This is a genomic window from Micromonospora sp. NPDC005979 (assembly GCF_040614415.1).
Taxonomy (GTDB): Bacteria; Actinomycetota; Actinomycetes; order Mycobacteriales; family Micromonosporaceae; genus Micromonospora.
Window position 1 is genome coordinate 1 of record NZ_JBEXUR010000032.1, and the last position, 18,389, is coordinate 18,389.

The 18,389-nt window shown below is 70.3% G+C and carries 19 protein-coding genes; 4 read left to right on the forward strand and 15 right to left on the reverse strand.

Annotation, left to right across the window (positions count from 1 at the left end):
- Positions 1-103: 103 nt before the first annotated feature.
- The 8 genes from ABZ272_RS31420 to ABZ272_RS31455 form a co-directional block, all read right to left on the reverse strand.
- Positions 104-955 (reverse strand): hypothetical protein, encoded by an 852-nt coding sequence (locus tag ABZ272_RS31420; RefSeq protein WP_355053567.1) that lies wholly within the window; start codon positions 953-955, stop codon positions 104-106.
- A gap of 221 nt (positions 956-1,176) precedes the next feature.
- Positions 1,177-1,812, reverse strand: coding sequence for a G5 domain-containing protein (locus ABZ272_RS31425; protein WP_355053592.1), 636 nt, complete (start codon positions 1,810-1,812; stop codon positions 1,177-1,179).
- A 607-nt stretch (positions 1,813-2,419) separates the two neighbouring features.
- The gene (locus ABZ272_RS31430) at positions 2,420-3,610 is read right to left on the reverse strand and encodes a saccharopine dehydrogenase C-terminal domain-containing protein (RefSeq protein WP_355053568.1); all 1,191 of its coding nucleotides are present in this window, start codon (positions 3,608-3,610) and stop codon (positions 2,420-2,422) included.
- The gene (locus ABZ272_RS31435; protein ID WP_355053569.1) at positions 3,610-5,136 is read right to left on the reverse strand and encodes an FAD-dependent oxidoreductase; all 1,527 of its coding nucleotides are present in this window, start codon (positions 5,134-5,136) and stop codon (positions 3,610-3,612) included. Before ABZ272_RS31435 ends, ABZ272_RS31430 begins: the two co-directional genes overlap by 1 nt.
- Positions 5,133-5,969, reverse strand: a complete 837-nt coding sequence (locus ABZ272_RS31440; protein WP_355053570.1) for an ABC transporter permease — start codon at positions 5,967-5,969, stop codon at positions 5,133-5,135. Before ABZ272_RS31440 ends, ABZ272_RS31435 begins: the two co-directional genes overlap by 4 nt.
- Positions 5,966-6,874 (reverse strand): ABC transporter permease, encoded by a 909-nt coding sequence (locus ABZ272_RS31445; RefSeq protein ID WP_355053571.1) that lies wholly within the window; start codon positions 6,872-6,874, stop codon positions 5,966-5,968. The genes ABZ272_RS31440 and ABZ272_RS31445 overlap by 4 nt, the downstream gene beginning before the upstream one ends.
- Positions 6,871-8,022: an ABC transporter ATP-binding protein gene (locus tag ABZ272_RS31450; RefSeq protein WP_355053572.1), complete on the reverse strand. Its 1,152-nt coding sequence runs from the start codon at positions 8,020-8,022 to the stop codon at positions 6,871-6,873. Before ABZ272_RS31450 ends, ABZ272_RS31445 begins: the two co-directional genes overlap by 4 nt.
- Before the next feature lie 5 nt (positions 8,023-8,027).
- Positions 8,028-9,212 carry a spermidine/putrescine ABC transporter substrate-binding protein gene (locus tag ABZ272_RS31455; protein ID WP_355053573.1) on the reverse strand — a complete coding sequence of 395 codons (1,185 nt, stop codon included), beginning with the start codon at positions 9,210-9,212 and terminating at the stop codon, positions 8,028-8,030.
- A gap of 216 nt (positions 9,213-9,428) precedes the next feature.
- On the opposite strand from ABZ272_RS31455, the gene ABZ272_RS31460 reads away from it, so the two are divergent.
- Positions 9,429-9,941 (forward strand): Lrp/AsnC family transcriptional regulator, encoded by a 513-nt coding sequence (locus ABZ272_RS31460; protein ID WP_355053574.1) that lies wholly within the window; start codon positions 9,429-9,431, stop codon positions 9,939-9,941.
- A gap of 95 nt (positions 9,942-10,036) precedes the next feature.
- Here the strand turns inward: ABZ272_RS31460 and ABZ272_RS31465 are convergent, their stop codons facing one another.
- Positions 10,037-10,231, reverse strand: a complete 195-nt coding sequence (locus ABZ272_RS31465) for a DUF397 domain-containing protein (RefSeq protein ID WP_355053575.1) — start codon at positions 10,229-10,231, stop codon at positions 10,037-10,039.
- Positions 10,222-10,992, reverse strand: a complete 771-nt coding sequence (locus tag ABZ272_RS31470) for a helix-turn-helix transcriptional regulator (protein ID WP_355053576.1) — start codon at positions 10,990-10,992, stop codon at positions 10,222-10,224. The genes ABZ272_RS31465 and ABZ272_RS31470 overlap by 10 nt, the downstream gene beginning before the upstream one ends.
- Before the next feature lie 812 nt (positions 10,993-11,804).
- Here ABZ272_RS31470 and ABZ272_RS31475 point away from each other — a divergent pair.
- Together ABZ272_RS31475 and ABZ272_RS31480 are read left to right on the forward strand one after the other, a co-directional pair.
- On the forward strand, positions 11,805-13,151 hold the full coding sequence (locus ABZ272_RS31475; RefSeq protein ID WP_355053577.1) for an aspartate aminotransferase family protein: 1,347 nt from the start codon (positions 11,805-11,807) through the stop codon (positions 13,149-13,151).
- Positions 13,136-14,530 (forward strand): FAD-binding oxidoreductase, encoded by a 1,395-nt coding sequence (locus ABZ272_RS31480; protein ID WP_355053578.1) that lies wholly within the window; start codon positions 13,136-13,138, stop codon positions 14,528-14,530. The genes ABZ272_RS31475 and ABZ272_RS31480 overlap by 16 nt, the downstream gene beginning before the upstream one ends.
- A gap of 10 nt (positions 14,531-14,540) precedes the next feature.
- On the opposite strand, the gene ABZ272_RS31485 is transcribed toward ABZ272_RS31480, so the two are convergent.
- Positions 14,541-14,909 carry a DUF3499 domain-containing protein gene (locus ABZ272_RS31485; protein WP_355053579.1) on the reverse strand — a complete coding sequence of 123 codons (369 nt, stop codon included), beginning with the start codon at positions 14,907-14,909 and terminating at the stop codon, positions 14,541-14,543.
- Between the two features lie 153 nt (positions 14,910-15,062).
- Between ABZ272_RS31485 and ABZ272_RS31490 the strand changes: the two genes are divergently transcribed.
- A complete protein-coding gene (locus tag ABZ272_RS31490; RefSeq protein WP_007455785.1) occupies positions 15,063-15,512 on the forward strand; it encodes a metallopeptidase family protein in 450 nt (149 codons plus the stop codon).
- Between the two features lie 52 nt (positions 15,513-15,564).
- On the opposite strand, the gene ABZ272_RS31495 is transcribed toward ABZ272_RS31490, so the two are convergent.
- From ABZ272_RS31495 to ABZ272_RS31510, 4 genes are all read right to left on the reverse strand, one after another.
- On the reverse strand, positions 15,565-15,822 hold the full coding sequence (locus ABZ272_RS31495) for a WhiB family transcriptional regulator (protein ID WP_007455784.1): 258 nt from the start codon (positions 15,820-15,822) through the stop codon (positions 15,565-15,567).
- Between the two features lie 457 nt (positions 15,823-16,279).
- A complete protein-coding gene (locus ABZ272_RS31500) occupies positions 16,280-16,609 on the reverse strand; it encodes a phospholipase (RefSeq protein WP_355053580.1) in 330 nt (109 codons plus the stop codon).
- Positions 16,610-16,629: 20 nt separating this feature from the next.
- On the reverse strand, positions 16,630-18,024 hold the full coding sequence (locus ABZ272_RS31505; protein ID WP_355053581.1) for a DUF4331 domain-containing protein: 1,395 nt from the start codon (positions 18,022-18,024) through the stop codon (positions 16,630-16,632).
- A 74-nt stretch (positions 18,025-18,098) separates the two neighbouring features.
- Entirely contained in the window at positions 18,099-18,377 is a 279-nt protein-coding gene (locus tag ABZ272_RS31510) for a hypothetical protein (RefSeq protein WP_355053582.1), read from the reverse strand.
- Between the last annotated feature and the right edge of the window lie 12 nt (positions 18,378-18,389).

The window sequence follows — 18,389 nt, forward strand, 5'->3', positions numbered from 1 at the left end:
ACCGGGAACCGGTCGCTGGTCGCCGCCGGCGCACCGGCCTCCGCCGAGAACGTCACCGAACCGGAGCAGGCGGACGACCGTGCCGGGGCGGTTTGTGGAGTGGCTATGGGTGGAGGAGGGGGCTTAGGGTTCGGATGATGTGGGTCGGGCGACGGTAGAGGTCAAGATCGGTGAAGTAGCGCATCTGCCATCCGTTTGCTGCGAGCCAGTTCAATCGAGATCGATCGCTTTGGAGGCGGGCGCGGTTGAGATGGGACAAACCGTCGTACTCGATACCGACTCGGTGTAGCCGGTAACCAAGGTCGAGGCGGTAGAGCGGTATCCCGTTGTTGTCCGACACCCACAGCTGAGGCTCTGGCGGTGGCAGGCCGCCGTCGATCAACACAAGGCGTAGCTGACTCTCCTGTCGGCACTCCGCCCGGGCATCGGCGCGGCTGACCAGCTCGCGCGCCTGACAGATCCCCCGCAGGCGCTCGTGCCGAGCGACTTCGACCAGGAGTTCGTCAGGTTGGCAAGCGCCGACCCGAAGACACAGGTCCAGCAGTGGCATCGCGTCCATCCGGCGCACGGATCGCGCCAGATCCACGGCACATCGAGCAGCGGGTGCACAGGGCACACCATCCAGAAGCACCGGATCACCTACGGGCAACACCGACTCGTGGGCCACGACTCCCCGAATGTGTGGTACGCGCTCCCCCGCTGGAACGATGACGTGCACGTCGGGGCTGCGGAGGTCGCCGAAACCGTGCAGTTGTGCGCCGGTGTGATATCCGACCACAGCAGTGTCGGGCAGACGCCGGAAGATCGCCGGCAGGTGCCCACTCCGGTCGGCCGATGGCGCGTAGATACTCCGCGACAGCCGGTGCAACTGGGATAGCCCAACGATCCTGCGCACCTGCTCGCGACTGAGGCCGGCACTGAGTAGCTCGGAGTATCGATAAAGACGCTCTGCCATACCGCGGAATCTGCGTCACCGAGCCCCGAACCCTCCACCCCACCCCAGCACTCTGTGGATAAAGTCCAGCCCTGTGCAAAACCCCCAAAAAAGCGTCCAACGTGCTATGCCCTGACTCCCAACGGGGCCGATCATGGAGTTGTGGTGCCGCCGGAAAGCCTCGAATCGGCGTCTTCTGCCCACCACAACTCCATGATCGACGCGACTAGGCGGAGTGGGGGTTAGTCGCAGCCGTAGCCGTCGTTGTCGCGGTCCAGGTCGTAGATGTCTTCGCCGATCACCTTGACTACTCCGCTGACGTAGGCCGGGCCGTTGCCGCTGCCGCCGGCGCAGTCGACGTCGCTGGCGATCGGGACGCAGGGGCTGTAGTTCGGGTCGCAGTTGGACTTCTTCTTCGTGCCGACGGCGACGACCTCGGTAACCGGTTGTTTCGTCACCGTGGACTTGACCAGCTTCTTGCCGGTCTGCACTCCGTCGGTGGTGGTCACCTCGTAGGTCAGCGTCCTCACGCCGTCCACGCCCTTCGTGCGGACCACGCGCTTGCCCTCGGCGAGCGAGGCGTCCTTTACGGTGCGCGCGCCGTGGCGGACGGTGGCCCGCTCCGTCACGGTCGTCACCCGCACCACGGGCGAGGCCGCAGCGCTGGAGGGCGCAGCGCTGGTAGGTGCGGCAGTCGAGGGCGCCGCTCCCGGCGTCTGCGCCTCGGCGAGCGCGTCCTGTGTCGGTTCGGCGGGCGCAGCGGCGATGGGACGCTGCGCCTCGTCGGCGGCCGTGCCGGTGCGCTTCGGGTCCGGTTCGCCGGCCAGCGCCCCGACGATGGCGGTACCGGCACAGCAGAGCAGCAGGACGGAGAGCATCACCGAGCCGAGGATCACCGCGGTGCGGCGGCCCGGGCTGGCACGGCGGAACCAGTTCGGGACGGCGGATGACTGAGGTCCGGGGCCGTACGGCGGTGGATGCGCAGGCCCGGGTGGTGGTTGCATCGTCACGCGGAGAAGTGTCGTCGCAATCACTGTCCGCAATATCCACCGTCGCGTCGATCGCCTGCGCCGTTCGCCGGGTGACAGTCGATCATCGGGCGCGACATGCATCGCCGACCGTGTCGGGTGGGCGACGAGTCGACGGGTCGACTGGCCGTTGGGCTCGTCGAACCTGGGCCGATAGTGCGGTCAACCCGACACGAAATCCCCGCCAAACAACCAAATCCCGCAATCCCCAGGGCCCTCGCCACGAGCCCCCAGGGCTCCCCACGAGACTGTCAGCTTGCCGTCATCCGCCCGCCCCGAGGCCGCCCCACCGCGCCCTACCTCGCACCCGCCTCGTCGATCTTGCGCTTCCTGTCGACGCTATGCCCCATAAGCGAGTTATGCCGCAACAGAAACCGCAAGATCGACGAGGCGGGTGGGCGGGGCGCGGGGCGGGCGGGGCGCGGGGCGGGCGGGGCGCGGGGCGGGAGCGGGGAGCTCACGCTGTTGAACGTTCCTGCATCCCCCACGGTGATCCGTAGGCGGTGAGGAGGTCGAGGAAGGGCACCGGGGGTAGGGCTTCCGGGCCTAGCACCCCTGCGCCGGTCCACGTGCCGGTGGCGAGCAGTTCGAGCGCCACCACCGGGTTGACGGCGGTCTGCCAGACGACCGCCTGGTGGCCGTACTCGCTCATCGACCACTCGTTGTCGACCACGTGGTAGAGGTAGACCTCCCGGGGTCGCCCGTCCGGGCCGAGCCCGCGCACCCAGGTGCCGGCGCAGGTCTTGCCGCGCATGCGCGCGCCGAGGGTGGCGGGGTCGGGCAGGCAGGCCGCCACCAGGTCCCGGGGAGACACGGAGGCACCTCGCACGGAGACCGGCCGGGTGGAATCCAGGCCGAGCTTGTGCAGCGTCTTCAGGACGTCGATGAACTCCTCGCCGAGCCCGTACTTGAAGGTGACCCGACGGGCCTTCACCCAGCGCGGGATGAGCAGCACCTCCTCGTGCTCGACGTTGACGCACTCGACCGGGCCGATCCCCTCCGGGAAGTCGAAGACCTCCGGCTCGCTGAACGGCTCGGTGGTGTACCAGCCGCGGTCGGCCTCCCAGATCACCGGCGGGTTGAGGCATTCCTCGATCGTGGTCCAGATCGAGAACGAGGGCGCGAAGTCGTACCCGTCGACGGCGAGGTTCGCGCCGTCCCGCACACCGATCTCGTCGATCTCGCTGAACAGCTGGTCGGCGGCGTACCGGGCGAACACATCGGACAGTCCCGGTTCCACGCCGATGCCGGCGAGCGCCAGCCGACCGGCCGCCGACCAGGCGTCGGCCTGCGCGAACTGTTCGTCGCCGAGCCGCACGCCCGTGTCGGCGTGCGAGAGCGACATCGCCATGTCCAGGTAGTCCGCGCCGGCCGCGAACGCGCCGTCGAAGATGGGCATGACGAAGCGCGGGTCGACGGCGTTGAACACGTGGGTGATCCGGTGTTCCCGGCACAGCGCGGTGATCGCGTCGGCCGAGGAGGCATCGACCTGGGCGGCGACGAAGCGGCCGCCGTGCCCGGCCACCGCGCGGGCCGCGCGCTGCGGGTCGTGGTCGGCCACGACCATCGTCTCGAAGAAGGTCCGTCGGGCGGCGATGGCTACGGCGGCGGAGCCGACGCCACCGGCGCCGACGAGCAGGACACGCATCAGGAATCAAACCCCAAACCAAGACGATCGAGAGTACGGAGCCACAGGTCACGCCGGCCCCCACGCGCATCGGCACGGGCCATCGACCGGCGGGTGAGATTGATGCCGACCGCGCGGACGGGTTCCGGCGGGAATGGCAGGGGCTTGCGGCGGACGAGGTCGAGCCGGGTCAGCGGGGTGTCCCCGCCGGCCAGCAGGTCGAGGAGGACACGGGCGGAGAAGCGGGTCGCGCCGACGCCGAGGCCGGTGTAGCCGGCGGCGTACGCCAGCCGACCGCCGAAGGCGGTGCCGTAGAACGGGCAGAACCGGGTGCAGGTGTCGATGACACCGCCCCAGCGGTGGCTGAAGCGCACGTCCGCGAGCTGCGGGAACGTGGTGAAGAAGTGCTGCGCGAGGGTGGTGAAGGTGGCCGGACGCTGTTCCAGCTCCGGGGCGACCCGGTTGCCGTAGTGGTAGACGGCGTCGTAGCCGCCGAAGAGGATCCGCCCGTCGCGGGTGATCCGGTAGTAGTGGAACTGGTTGCCGGTGTCGGCGAGCCCCTGCCGGTTGCGCCAGCCGATCGCGTCGCGCTGCGCCGGGCTGAGCGGCTCGGTCATCAGGACGTGGTCGTAGACGGGCACCACGTACGCGCGCAGCCGGCGCAGCAGCGGCGGAAACGCGTTGGTGGCCAGCACGATCCGGCGGGCACGCACGACGCCGGGGCGGCCCCGCCCGGTTGCGGCAGAGCCGGCCAGGTCGGTGTTTGCGGCAGGGCCAGCCAGGTCCGCGGGTGCGGCAGGGCCAGCCAGGTCGGCAGAGCCGGCCAGCTCGGCGGGGTCGGTGCCGAGGGTGTCCGCCCGCAGTGCGACGCCGTCGGCGCGCAGCCCGGTGACCCGGGTGTGTTCGTGCACGCGTACGCCCAGGTCGAGGCAGGCGCGGCGCAATCCCCAGGCCAGCTTCGCAGGGTCCACCATGGCCACCCGGTCGGCGTCGAACAGGCCACCCAGGTACGTCGGCGAGTGCACCTCGGCGCGCACCTCGTCCCGGTCGAGCAGCCGCACCCGGTGGCCGTACCGGCGGGCCAGGTCCGCGTCGGCGGCCAGCCCGTCGAGTTGGTACGGCTCGACGGCGACGGCCAGCTCACCGGTGCGCTCGAAGTCGCAGTCGATGTCGAATTCCGCGACGGTGGCGGCGATGGCGTCCAGGTTCTCCCGGCCCAGGCGTTCCAGCTCGCCGACCTCGTCGGGGAACCTGTCGACGCCGTTGGCGAGGCCGTGGGTCAGCGAGGCGGCGCAGAACCCGCCGTTGCGCCCGGACGCGGCCCACCCGCAGGTGCCCGCGTCGACGAGGAGCACGTCGCGGTCCGGGTCGGCGCGCTTGGCCTCCAGGGCGGCCCAGAGCCCGCCGTACCCGCCGCCGATGACGAGCAGGTCGGCGGTCTGCGCGCCGGTGAGCGGCGGCAACGGGTCGGGTCGCTCCTTGCGGTCGAGCCAGTACGGCACGGTCGCCGCGTCGGCCAGCGCCCGGCCGACGTGCGCGGACGTCATGACGGCCGCCGCGCCTGCGGGGTCGGCACGGCCAGCAGGTTGGCGCGGCGTTCCCGTCGTCCGCGCAGCGAGCTGAGCCCGACCAGCAGCAGCGCGATCGCGAACATCGCGGTGCCGATGACGTTGACCTGCGGCGGGATGCCCCGCTGGGCAGCGCCCCAGACGTACATCGGGAACGTGACGGTCGTGCCGGCGTTGAAGTTCGTGATGATGAAGTCGTCGAAGCTCAACGAGAACGCCAGCAGGGCGGCGGCCACGATGCCGGGCAGCACCAGCGGCAGGGTGATCCGCCGGAACGTTTGCCACTCGCTGGCGTAGAGGTCCATGGCGGCCTCCTCCAGCCGCCGGTCCATCCCGGCGAGCCGCGCCTTCACGGTGACCACCACGAACGACACGCAGAACATGACGTGCGCGATGACGATGGTCCAGAAGCCCTGCGGCACCCCGGCCGAGACGAACAGGGCCAGCAGCGACGTGCCCATGACCAGCTCGGGGGTCGCCATCGGCAGGAAGATCAGCACGTTGACGCCGGCCCGACCCCGGAAGCGGTGCCGGACCAGCGCGAACGCCATCAGCGTGCCGAGCACGGTGGCCACGACCGTGGCGAGGAAGCCGATCTGCACGCTGCGCACGACCGCGTCGCACATGTCCGAGGTGGCGCAGGGCTGCCGCCAGTTGTCGAGGGTGAACTCGTTGAAGTCGTACGACAGTCGGCTCGACGGGCGGTTGAACGACAGTCCGGCCACCACCAGGATCGGCAGCGACAGGTAGCCGAGCACCAGCAGCGCCACGATCATCACCCAGCGGTCCGCCAGCCAGCGCGAAATCCTCACAGCACCTCCTCCGTCCCCGCCCGCCGCAGGTAGCCGAAGACCACCGCGAGGATCGCCGCCATCAGCAGGAACGACAGGGCCGCGCCCTGCGGGTAGTCCAGCCGGACCAGGAACGCCGAGTCGATGACGTTGCCGACCATGTACTCGTTGGGCGTGCCGAGCAGTTCGGCGTTGATGTAGTCGCCGCTGGCCGGGATGAAGAACAGCAGCGTGCCGGCGACCAGGCCGGGCATCGACAGCGGCAGGGTCACCCGACGGAACGCCTGCACCGGGCTCGCGTACAGGTCGGTGGCCGCCTCCAGCAGCCGCCCGTCGAGCCGCTCCAGGCTCGCGTACAGCGGCAGCACGAGGAACGGCAGGAAGTTGTACGTGAGGCCGAGCACCACCGCGAACGGCGTGGCCAACAGCCGACCGTCGGGGGCGAGCAGGTGCACGTCGCGCAGCAGGCCGACGAGCGCGCCGTTGTCCGAAAGGATCGTCTTCCAGGCCAGCGTACGGACCAGGAAGCTGGTGAACATGGGCGCGACCACGCAGACCAGCAGCAGGTTCTTCCACCGGCCGGCCTTCTGCGCGATCGCGTACGCCAGCGGGTAGCCGAGCAGCAGCGCCACCACCAGGGCCAGCCCGGCGTAGCCGAACGAGCGCAGGAGCTGCGGCCAGTACGCCTGCACGACGTCCGGGTAGTTGCCGAACGCCCAGGTCATCGCGTACCCGGTGGAGAGCGAGCCGCCGGGGTCGTACAGGCTCGCGGCGGCGAGCTGCACCAGCGGCACACCGAAGAAGACGAGCAGCCAGGCCGCGCCGGGCAACAGCAGCAGGTACGGCAGGAGGCGGTACCGCCCGGACCGGGCTGCCGGTGCCGTGGGCGGCGGCTGACCCGCCTTGGTGGGCGCCAGGAGGGTCACGACGACGCACCCACCGGCTCGTCGAGCACCGGAGACGTCCGGTCGGTGTCGGCGGCGTCGCGCGGCAGCAGGAACGCGTGCCGTGGATCCCAGTACGCTACGGCCTCGCCGCCGACCGGCACCCGCGTCGCCGCACCGCTGTTCGCGGCGAAGACCGACACCTCGGTGCCCCAGCCGGTGCGCAGCAGATACTGCGTGCTGACGCCCACGTAGGAGGCGTCGGTGACCACACCGGTGACGTGTTGGTGTCCTTGGGGGACCTGGTCGGCGGAGCCGACCAGTTGCAGCTTCTCCGGGCGTACCCCCAGGTGGACCGGACCCCGGTCGGCGCGTGAGCGGCCGGCGGGCACGGTGAAGCGCGAACCGTGCGCCGTCACCGCGACCTCGCCGCCGCTGGTGCCGGCGGCCTCGCCGGCGAGGAGGTTGGACTGGCCGAGGAAGTTCGCCACGAACGCGGTGGCCGGGAACTCGTAGATGTCGGCCGGGGCGCCCTGCTGCTCGATGCGGCCGGCGTTCATCACCGCGACGGTGTCGGCCATGGTCATGGCCTCCTCCTGGTCGTGGGTGACGTGCACGAAGGTGATGCCCACCTCGGTCTGGATGCGCTTCAGCTCGATCTGCATCTGCCGGCGCAGCTTGAGGTCGAGCGCGCCCAGCGGCTCGTCGAGCAGCAGCACCTGCGGCTTGTTGATCAGCGCGCGAGCCAGCGCGACCCGCTGCTGCTGGCCGCCGGAGAGCTGCGCCGGGCGGCGCGGGCCGAAGCCGTCGAGTTGTACCAGCGACAGCATCCGCCGGACCTCGTCGTCGACCGAGCGGATGCCGCGGCGGCGCAGCCCGAAGGCCACGTTCTCGAAGATGGTGAGGTGCGGAAAGAGCGCGTAGCTCTGAAAGACCGTGTTGACCGGCCGCTTGTACGGCCGCAGCCGGGCGATGTCGGTGTCGCCGAGCAGCACCTGACCGCTTGTCGGCTCCTCCAGCCCGGCGATCATCCGCAGGGTGGTGGTCTTGCCGCAGCCGGACGCGCCGAGCAGCGCGAAGAACGAGCCCTGGCCGATCGTCAGGCTGAGGTCGTCGACGGCGGTGAAGATGCCGAACCGCTTGGTGAGGTCGGCCAGGCGCAGATCGCCTGCGGGTGTCTCGCGCGTCATCCCCGTCACGCCCCGATGACCTGCTGGAACTTGCCCTCGTACTCCTTCTCCTGCTTCTCGTCCAGAGCCATGAAGACCTTGGACTTCGCCAGCAGCGCGTCGTCCGGGAAGATCAGCGGGTTGGCGGCCAGATCCGGGTCGATCTTCTCCATCTCGGCCTGGGCGCCCTTGACCGGGCAGATGTAGTTGACGTACGCGGCGAGCTTCGCGGCGACGGCCGGCTCGTAGTAGTAGTTGATCAGCGCCTCGGCGTTGCCCTTGTGGGCGGCCTTGTTGGGGACCAACATGTTGTCGCTGTAGAGCATCACGCCGGAGTCGGGCGCGACGAACTGCACCTTCTCGTTCTCACCGGATAGCTGGATGACGTCCCCGGACCAGCCGATACACGCGGCGATGTCGCCCTTGGCCAGGTCGGGTGCGTAGTCGTTGCCGGTGAACTTGCGGATCTGCCCGGAGTCGACGGCCTTCTTGAGCTTGTTGAGCGCGTCGTCGAACTGGGCCGCCGTGAAGTTGGACGGATCGTGCCCGTTGGAGCCGAGCAGCAGACCCATCGTGTCGCGCATCTCGCTCAGCGCCGTCACCTTGCCCTTGAGGTCGGGGCGGGTCAGCAGCTCGTCGACGGTCCGCAGCTCCTTGGTGACGCTGCCGTTGTACGCCAACCCGGCCAGGCCGGACTGCCACGGGATCGAGATCCGGTTCTCGGTGTCGAAGGGGCGCTTGAGCAGCGACGGCAGCAGGTTCGCCTGCACGTTCGGGATCTTCGCCGGGTCGAGCTTCTGGATCCAGCCGAGCCGGATCATCCGCGCCGCCATCCAGTCGGTCAGCACGATGATGTCCCGGTCGGTGCTCTGGCAGGCGGCCAACTGGTTCTGCACCTTGCCGAAGAACTCGTTGTTGTCGTTGATGTCCTCGGTGTAGGTCACCTGGATGCCGGTCTTCGTGATGAACTCGTCCAGGCTCGGCCGCTTGGACTCGTCCTTCTCGTCGACGTCCATGTACTGCGGCCAGTTGGAGAAGGCGAGCTTCTTCTCCGTGGCGGACAGGTCCTCGCTGACGCAGCCGGCCTCGGTCTGCTGGGCGCCCTTGGTGCCACAGCCGGCGAGGCTGCCGCCCGCGGCGAGGAGGGCGGCCGAGCCGAGGGTGCCGGTGAGCAGTCCACGCCGGGAGAAAGGCCGGAGGGGAGTACGCATGACGACTCCTAGGGGGGTCATCGTCGGCGGCGGGACGGGGGGAGGCGCGCCGGCGGGAATGTCGGGAGGGTCAAGTGCCAGGGAGCACTGATCCTGACATGAGGAAACCTCCCTTACAAGGGATTCCGTTGCGGGATTAGCAGTTGACGACGAAATACGCCAGACTGCGCGGGGACACACGCGCGACATCACGATTCGGGACATGGGGAGCGCACGATGACGAACCGGCAGCACGAGAGCGGCGGCGGCGGTCGCCGTGTCGCTGTGCGTGAAGGTGCCAACCACGCTCTGCTGGACGACGTGGCCAAGCAGATCATCGAGCAGCTTCAGGAGGACGGCCGCCGGCCGTACGCCACCATCGGCAAAGCGGTCGGCCTCTCCGAGGCGGCGGTCCGCCAGCGGGTACAGCGACTGCTCGACTCCGGCGTCATGCAGATCGTCGCCGTGACCGATCCCCTCCAGCTCGGCTTCCCCCGCCAGGCGATGATCGGGCTGCGTACCGACGGCGACCTGGAGGCCGTCGCCGACCGGCTCGCCGAACTCGACGAGGTCGACTACGTCGTCATCACCGCCGGATCGTTCGACCTGCTCACCGAGGTGGTCTGCCGCAACGACGACCACCTGCTGGAGATCCTGCAACGGCTACGCGCGGTACCCGGGGTGCTCTCCACCGAGGCGTTCGTCTACCTCAAGCTCCGCAAACAGACCTACACCTGGGGTACGGCCTGACGGCTCGTTCTTACTGTTGCTTGATCGACTCGGTTTGCAGGAAGTCGGGGTGTCCCGGGCGCTCGGATGCCCCGGTTTCCAGGATCCCGAGTGGATCAGCGTGCCGTCGGCCGGACCGCGCCGACGAACGACGCCCAGGCGGTCGGCGCGAAGGTCAGGGTGCCACCGTCGCGGTCCTTGCTGTCGCGGACCAGCACCCGGCCGGGCAGATTGTCGGCCACCTCCACGCACGCGCCGCCGTTGTTGCTGCTGCGGGTCGCCGTGCGCCAGCGCGCGTCGGTCATGTCCATGTCGCGGCCACTTCCCTGATCAGCTCGATCGACTGACGTTGAGGCAACGCCTCACCGGTGACGCTCTCCCACCTGCGTCCCAGGCTAGCCACGTCGAGAGGATCGGTCACGACCTGACCGCGGAGCTGGTTGTCGAGATACGCCAATTCGGTCCCGTCGGGCAGACGACCCAAGATGAACGGTCCGGCCAACCCGGTGTGCCACGGGCTCTCGGCGGGAATGACCCGGACCTGCACGTGCTCGCACTCCGCAGCCGAGGCGAGGTGCCCGAGCTGCCCGGCCATCACGGACCCGTCCCCGACGGGCCGGCGCAGCACCACCTCGTCGAGCACCGCGACGAGCTGGGGTGGAGCGTCGCGGCGAAGCACTGCCTGCCGGTCAATGCGGCTCGCCACGATTTCGTCCACTTCGGAGGGCGGGACCAGCCCGCCGGTGTTCAGGATCGCTCGGGCGTACCCCTCGGTCTGGAGCAGGCCCGGCACGAGCAGCGGCTCGTACCACCGCAGACTGATGGCGTCCTGCTCCAGCTCGGCCCACGGTCGGAACCACGGCAGGTCCCGGCGGCGGAACGGCTCCGGCCAGAGATCCGCCGCGTCCCGGCGCAGGATCTCGGCGACCGCGATCCGGGTACGCGGATGCGGGATGCGCCCGGACGCCAGCCACCGCCCCGCCGTCTTCGGGTCGACGTGGACCTTCTCGGCCAACGACTCGACCGTCTCCCCCGCCTCGGCCATCGCCACCCGCAACGCCTCGTTCGCCATCGGACTCCTCCCGCCTCCCGGCCACACGCACAGCTCCGCACGGCGCGGCTCCGCACGGCGCGGCTCCGCACGGCGCGGCTCCGCACGGCGCGGCTCCGCACGGGTGCGCAGCGCCGATCCGCCTGGTGCACGCTGCGCCGCACGTTAGCCACGCTGAGTGTCGATGTCTGCGGCCGACCGGCGTGTTGCGGTCGGACGTGTTGGCACGCATCCAGGACGCCCTCGAACCGCCCCCAAGGTGTCCCACCAGCGTCCCGACGCACACGCGGGCCAACCCTGCCGTTGATCCACTCGACTTCGCCGATGTCGCGGTATCAACCGCACCCTGATACCGCGACTTCAGCGAAGCGGAGTTGATCAACGGCAGGAAGCGCAGGCCAGGCGCGGGCGCGCAGGCCGAGCGCGGGCGCGCAGGCCAGGCGCGGGCGCGCAGGCCGAGCGCGGGCGCGCAGGCCAGGCGCGGGCGCGCGGGCCAGGCGCGGGCGCGCAGGCCAGGCGCGGGCGCGCGGGCCAGGCGCGGGTGCGCGGGCCAGGCGCGGGCGCACGGGCCAGGCGCGGGCGCGCGGCGGCCCCGGGAGGCAGGCCGGCCCACCCCACATCTGGGGCAGCTCGACAGCGTCCCACCCCATACCATCCAACCCCGCGCGCCGATGCGAAATCCGTTGCCCAGGCTGCTACTGCTCGCTGATTCCGTCGCACCCAGCCATCTAGACCACTGATACCACTTGCCGACAGGCACCGGACTGTGCGATAACCGTGGGCAGAGCGGCCGGCTTCACCCCTTGACCGGCCCGACGATCGATGGGGCTGACATGGCCGACGCGACCGACCACCTCTGGATGCACTTCACCCGGATGGCGAGCTACTCCGCCGGGGAGGTGCCGACCATCGTGCGCGGCGAGGGCGCGTACATCTGGGACGCGCAGGGCCGCCGCTACCTCGACGGGCTCGCCGGGCTGTTCGTCGTCAACGCCGGCCACGGCCGCACCGAGCTGGCCGAGGCCGCCGCCAAGCAGGCCGGCGAGCTGGCGTACTTCCCGCTCTGGTCGTACGCCCACCCGACGGCCGTCGAGCTGGCCGAGAAGATCGCCTCGCTCACGCCCGGCGACCTGAACCGGGTCTTCTTCACCACCGGCGGCTCCGAGGCCGTCGAGGCGGCGTGGAAGCTGGCCCGGGCGTACTTCAAGCGCACCGGCCAGCCCAACAAGTACAAGGTTGTCAGCCGCTACATCGCGTACCACGGCACCTCGATGGGCGCGCTGTCGATCACCGGCCTACCCGGCATCAAGAGCGACTTCGAGCCGCTGGTGCCCGGCGGGATCAAGGTGCCGAACACCAACTTCTACCGGGCGGCGGAGCATGGCGACGACCCCGAGGCGTTCGGCCGGTGGGCCGCCGACGAGATCGGCCGGGCCATCGAGCGAGAGGGGCCGGACACCGTCGCCGCCGTCTTCCTGGAGCCGGTGCAGAACTCCGGCGGCTGCTTCCCGCCCCCTCCCGGCTACTTCGAGCGGGTGCGGGAGATCTGCGACGCGTACGACGTGCTGCTCGTCTCCGACGAGGTGATCTGCTCGTGGGGTCGGCTCGGCGAGTACTTCGGGGCGGTCCGCTACGGCTACCAGCCGGACATCATCACCACCGCCAAGGGCATCACCTCCGGGTACGCCCCGCTCGGCGCGATGATCGCCAGCGACCGACTGATGGAGCCGTTCCTGACCGAGACCGGCATGTTCGCCCACGGGGTGACCTTCGGTGGGCACCCGGTGTCCTGCGCGGTCGCCCTCGCCAACCTCGAGGTGTTCGCCCGCGAGGACCTCGTCGGGCACGTACGCGCCAACGAGGACGCGTTCCGCGCCACCCTGGAGAAGCTGCACGACCTGCCGATCGTCGGCGACGTCCGGGGCGACGGCTACTTCTACGGCATCGAGCTGGTCAAGGACAAGACCACCCGGGAGACCTTCGACGAGGCCGAGTCGGAGCGGCTGCTGCGCGGCTTCCTGTCCACCGCGCTGTTCCAGGCAGGCCTCTACTGCCGGGCTGACGACCGGGGTGACCCGGTCATCCAGCTCGCCCCGCCGCTGATCGCCGAGCAGCGACACTTCGACGAGATCGAGCAGATCCTCCGCACGGTGCTGACCGAGGCGTGGACACGGCTCTGAGCGTGCGCTACCAGGAGCTGTCGTACTGGCTGTCCAGCCTGGACGAGCCACTGACCCCTCGGCCCCCACTGCCCGGCGACACGGACGCCGACGTGGTGATCGTGGGTGGCGGCTACACCGGGCTGTGGACGGCGTACCACCTGGCTCGGGCCGACCCGACGCTGCGGGTCGTCGTCCTGGAGAAGGAGATCGCGGGGTACGGGGCGTCGGGGCGCAACGGTGGCTGGTGCTCCGCGCTCCTACCCACGTCGCTGACCGGGTTGGCCCGGAGGCACGGCCGCGACGCGGCGGTTGCCATGCAGCGGGCGATGCACGACACCGTCCCCGCGGTGGGCCGGGTGGTCGCGGCCGAGGGCATCGACTGCGACTGGGCGGACGGCGGCACCGTCACGCTCGCCCGCACCGGTCCGCAGCTCGCCCGGGCCCGGGCCGCCGTGGACGAGGCCCGCGCGTTCGGCTTCGGCGACGACCACCTGACCTTTCTCGGCCCCGGCGAGGTCGCCGCCCGTTGCGCCGCCGAGGGGGTACGCGGTGGGACGTACACACCGCACTGCGCGACAGTGCACCCGGCGAAGCTGGTGCGTGGTCTCGCACGGGCGGTGGAACGCCTCGGGGTGAGGATCCACGAGCGGACCACGGTGACCGCGATCCGGGCCGGCGCGGCGGTCACCGAGGCGGGCAGCGTGCGGGCGTCGGTGGTGGTACGGGCCACCGAGGGGTACACGCCCATGCTGCCTGGTCTGCGTCGCACGGTGGCACCGGTTTATTCGCTGATGGTCGCCACCGAGCCGCTGCCGGAGCAGACCTGGGAGCGGATAGGTCTGCCGGAGCGGGAGACGTTCTCCGACCACCGGCACGTGATCATCTACGGCCAGCGGACCGCCGACGGGCGGTTGGCCTTCGGCGGGCGCGGTGCGCCGTACCATTTCGGGTCCCGGATCTCTCCCGGCCACGACCGGGAGCCACGGGTCTTCGCGGCGCTGCGGCGGACCCTGGGCGAGCTTTTCGGAGTGCTCGGGCCGGACGTTCCGGTGGCGTACACCTGGGGTGGACCGCTCGGGGTGGCCCGGGACTGGACCGCCTCCGTCGGGTTCGACCGGGCCAACGGGCTGGCCTGGGCGGGGGGCTACGTCGGGGACGGCGTGGGTGCCAGCAACCTCGCCGGCCGGACCCTGGCCGACCTGATCCGCGGCGAGCGCACCGAGCTGACGGCCCTGCCCTGGGTAGGCCACCGCTCCCCGAGCTGGGAACCGGAACCCCTGCGCTGGCTGGCGATGAACGCGGCCCTGCGCGTCATGACCAGCGCCGACGCCAAGGAAACCCGGACCGATCGCCCCTCCCACAGGGCAAAGACCCTCGCCCGCCTCCTGGGCCAGTGACCGCTGCGGGTCAGTGGTTGGGGGGAATCACCCGGAGGTGGCCCCGGCGGCCGGTCTGGTGGGGGTTTTCCGGGTGGGGCTGGTCGGGCTCCGGCGGGCGGGGCGCCGGGCGGGCCGCCTCGCGCACCGCCTCGGCCAGCGCGACCAGGTCGTCCGTGGTGGGCGGGGGCGGCTCGAACTCACCCTCGTGCCGGACCACGTCCCAGCCGCGCGGCGCGGTGAGGCTGCGGGCGTGCTGCTCACACAGGTCGTACGTGTGTGGCTCGGCGAACGCCGCCAACGGGCCGACCACGGCGGTGGACTCGTTGTAGACATAGGTCAATGTGGCGACCGCTTGCCGGGGGCAGCCGTTACGGGAGCAGCGCCGTGGTGACCTCACGTGCGGCAGGGTATCCCCATTACCGGGTCCGGCGCACCGGTTCGCGTTGCGACACGCCCGTCGTGGTGATCACAATTCGCGGCTCGGGTCGCGCCGCGCCACGCTGGCGGCGGTGCCGCTGGCCGACCCGGGACGGGGGCTACCCTTTGCCTCATGACGAGCCCGGAACACCGCCGCCCCGGCCCCGGCCGGCGTGCGCACCGCGACCGGCACGGGCGTGGCCTGCGCGGGCGCCTGGTGCCGGCGACCGTGCCGCTGGCGCGGACCAAGGCGGAGGTCTTCGACGACCTGGTGCTGGACACCGTCGAGACGTTGGAGCGACGCTTCGCCAAGGAGCTGGCCGGCGTCGAGTTCGCGGTCGAGGACGTTCCGCCGGACCTGAACGTCTACGACTCGGATGTGCTGGAGGACGGCGAGGTGCCGCTGGCCCGGCTGCTGCCGGGTCGCCCCGGCCGCCAGGAGGTGCCGCCCCGGATCGTGCTGTACCGCCGACCCCTGGAGTTCCGGGCGATGGACCGCGAAGATCTCGCCGACCTCGTCCATGACGTGATCATCGAGCAGGTGGCGAACCTGCTCGGGGTCGACCCCGACGAGCTGGCCTGAGCCGGGCGGCCCCCACCGCCTCGACTCCGCACCACCCCCGACGCCGTACCGATCAGGCGGCGCGCCGCTTCAACTTGCGCCGTTCCCGCTCCGAGAGCCCACCCCAGATACCGAACCGCTCGTCGTGGCCGAGAGCGTATTCGAGGCATTCGGTCTTGACCTCGCAGCGCGAGCAGATTCGCTTCGCCTCGCGGGTCGAGCCGCCCTTCTCGGGAAAGAACGCCTCGGGGTCGGTCTGCGAGCACAAGGCCCGCTCCTGCCACTCCGGCGCGTTTCCGAGCAGGTCGGCCACCTCAAGCTGGCCGTCCATCAAATGCCTCCTTGTCGCGCACCGGCGTCATCGCCGCTGCAACCCCCCACGCGAAAGGCGTGCTTGTCCGTCCGGTCCCTTTTGTTGCGTTCCGTGCGAACAACCCCATTCAAATTACACGCGTGTAATGCGTGCGCCGTCAAGCCAAACTTGATAATGGAGTCGCCCTCCCGACAACCCTGGCCGGCCACCAGGACCGTCCAGCCTCGCAACCTGCCCTATCGATTCAGACCCCGGCCGAGTAACGCCCTCTCCGGCGAGTTGCCCGACTTTTCTGCCGTGGCGCTCCCCCGGACGGTCCGCCGACCGTGGAGCACCGGCTCCTCCTCCGCAAAGCTGATCTTGGTGGGGGACAGGTTAACGCGGCGCGACGCAGACTGCCCGTCGAGCCGTGGACAGCGTTCGCACCCCGCCCACGATGTGGACGGGGTGCGAGGGGAAACAGGGTGCCTCGAGGTCAGCCGGCAGCTCCAAAACCGCTGCTCGGCCAGGCAAACTCGGCTATCCCTCCACCATGGACAGAAACCGTGCCGGCGGACGTGTTCTCGTCCCACCAGACGGTATAAATCCCGGCGGGAAGGTCGGGATAGACCGCACTGTGGAACGACCCGTCCCGGACCCGGCGCTCCCGGACCGCCGAGTGGACCCGCCGATCGTCACCGCGGCTGATCTCGATCTCCCGGCCGTGCAGATCCCGACCGGTGTAGATGATCAGGGCGCCGGTGTCGCCGCCCAGGTCGAGGACGACACTCCCCGTCTCCGACGGCCCGTACGTGTGTTCGTGCATCGCCCCTCCCCCGTCCGACGTCAGGACGACGCCGGCGGGTTGTTGAACCCGTCGTACGGCGTACCCAGGTAGGGGAAGTTCGCGAGGAACGGCGCCGTCACGTCGGCGGCGCTGAGCCCCGGGGTGACCGCGCCGGCCGCCGCGTCCGGGCGGAACGTCTTGTCCACCAGCGGTACGGTCACCCCGGCGATCGCCCGCAGCGCGATGCTGACCACGTCGTCACCGACCCGCCGCCCGTTGGGGAAGCCGGCCAGGTCACCGCCGAGCACCCCGAACCGGTCCGGCCGGCGGTTCGGCGCGATGGCCGTGTTCAACCGCAGCATGTCGGCCTGCACGTCGCCGGTGGCATTCGTGAAGCCGTCGATCAGACCGGCCGGCACGCCCGTGAGCAGGATCGCCACCAGGTCGGCCCGCGCCTTCTTGGACTTGTTGAGTTTGTCGAGGTTGGGGAAGACGTCCGGGTAGAGCGCCGGCAGCAGGGCGGCCAACTCCGGCTGCTCGACGAACCGGGCGAACCGCTTGTCCTCCGACGGCGGCAGCGAGTTCCACAGGTCCTTCTTGGACATCGGCACGATGACCTCGTTGAACAGCGGATTGCCCAGCCGGGAGACCTGGGTGAACGGACCGGTTGAGGTGTCCGCCCCACCCCGGTCGCCGAGCACCCGGACCTGCCGGCGCGACGCGGACGTCCACACCCCCAGCACCGACGCGGCGTCCGCCGGACCGTACCGGTTGGCACGGCGACGCACCTGCTTCAGCGGCACCTGCAGGGCGATGCTGTGCACGTTCATCCGGTCGGTGGCGTTGACCGGCTCCCCCTCGGCCTTGAAGATCTTCTTGCCGGCCACGTGCAACTGCTGGAAGGGCCGCAGCGTGCCGAGATCGAAGATCGCTCCCAGGTCGACGAAGAAGCCGTCCGCGCGTTGCCCGGCGAAGACCCGCTCCCCCGTCGACAGGGTGTACGTGGCCTGGCGTACGAGGTCGGCGTACTTCGGCGTGGACAGCGGGCCGACGTTGCACGGTGGGCACGGCAGCTTGTGCGCGAGCCGGTGTTCCTTGCCGTCGGTGATCCGGGTCAGGCTGTAGAACTGCCGGCGGTTCCAGTTCTTGCTGTCGAGCGACTCGATCGGCCCGGTGTTGTAGAGGAAGCTGTTCGGGTTGGTGATCTCGGTCGTGAACTCGAACCGGTAGGTGACGTCGGGATGACCGTCACCGTTGTTGTCGACGTGGATCTCGTAGCGCACGTCGTCGCCGAACTCGAAAAAGTTCGGCCCCCCGGACGGAAGCTGCAACGGCACGTAGTTGGCGATCAGCGTGACCGTGTCGGGCTTGTCGGGGCTGACGAACGCGTAGAGGTCGGAGCTGTCGGCGACCGGATCCTTGGCTATCTCCGGGGCCTCGCGGTGGGAAGACATGGCGGACCAACCTCACTGGGCGGGGACTGATGGCGGAACGGAGGGCGCTGGTCAGCGCCGGGCGAAGACGCTGGTCAGCGCTTGGCGGCGCGGCGCAGCCGGTCCGCGAGGCCGCGGTCGCGTACCTCGATCCGGGACTCACCGACGAAGACGTCCATCGTTCCCGACGCGGCGTCGCGCAGGTGCACGACGATCGGCTCGTCGGCCCGACCCGCCGCGCCCGGCGCGTTCTGGGCAGCCGACAGGCCCGGCACGGTGAGCGCGGCGGCGCCCAGGGTGGCGCTGGCCGCGGCGGTCAACGTCTGCCGGCGGGTCAGTCGCGGCCAGGGCCGCTTCCGCTGATCACTGGTCATGCCGCTTGGTAC

Bases quoted from the DNA above. Each gene is read 5' to 3' on its own strand.
- ABZ272_RS31505 (WP_355053581.1), bottom strand. From the start codon at position 18,024: ATGTCTTCCCACCGCGAGGCCCCGGAGATAGCCAAGGATCCGGTCGCC.
- ABZ272_RS31475 (WP_355053577.1), top strand. From the start codon at position 11,805: ATGGCCGACGCGACCGACCACCTCTGGATGCACTTCACCCGGATGGCG.
- ABZ272_RS31500 (WP_355053580.1), bottom strand. From the start codon at position 16,609: ATGCACGAACACACGTACGGGCCGTCGGAGACGGGGAGTGTCGTCCTC.
- ABZ272_RS31490 (WP_007455785.1), top strand. From the start codon at position 15,063: ATGACGAGCCCGGAACACCGCCGCCCCGGCCCCGGCCGGCGTGCGCAC.
- ABZ272_RS31435 (WP_355053569.1), bottom strand. From the start codon at position 5,136: ATGACGTCCGCGCACGTCGGCCGGGCGCTGGCCGACGCGGCGACCGTG.
- ABZ272_RS31510 (WP_355053582.1), bottom strand. From the start codon at position 18,377: ATGACCAGTGATCAGCGGAAGCGGCCCTGGCCGCGACTGACCCGCCGG.
- ABZ272_RS31430 (WP_355053568.1), bottom strand. From the start codon at position 3,610: ATGCGTGTCCTGCTCGTCGGCGCCGGTGGCGTCGGCTCCGCCGCCGTA.
- ABZ272_RS31465 (WP_355053575.1), bottom strand. From the start codon at position 10,231: ATGGACATGACCGACGCGCGCTGGCGCACGGCGACCCGCAGCAGCAAC.
- ABZ272_RS31450 (WP_355053572.1), bottom strand. From the start codon at position 8,022: ATGACGCGCGAGACACCCGCAGGCGATCTGCGCCTGGCCGACCTCACC.
- ABZ272_RS31470 (WP_355053576.1), bottom strand. From the start codon at position 10,992: ATGGCGAACGAGGCGTTGCGGGTGGCGATGGCCGAGGCGGGGGAGACG.
- ABZ272_RS31455 (WP_355053573.1), bottom strand. From the start codon at position 9,212: ATGCGTACTCCCCTCCGGCCTTTCTCCCGGCGTGGACTGCTCACCGGC.
- ABZ272_RS31495 (WP_007455784.1), bottom strand. From the start codon at position 15,822: ATGGACGGCCAGCTTGAGGTGGCCGACCTGCTCGGAAACGCGCCGGAG.
- ABZ272_RS31420 (WP_355053567.1), bottom strand. From the start codon at position 955: ATGGCAGAGCGTCTTTATCGATACTCCGAGCTACTCAGTGCCGGCCTC.
- ABZ272_RS31460 (WP_355053574.1), top strand. From the start codon at position 9,429: ATGACGAACCGGCAGCACGAGAGCGGCGGCGGCGGTCGCCGTGTCGCT.
- ABZ272_RS31425 (WP_355053592.1), bottom strand. From the start codon at position 1,812: ATGCTCTCCGTCCTGCTGCTCTGCTGTGCCGGTACCGCCATCGTCGGG.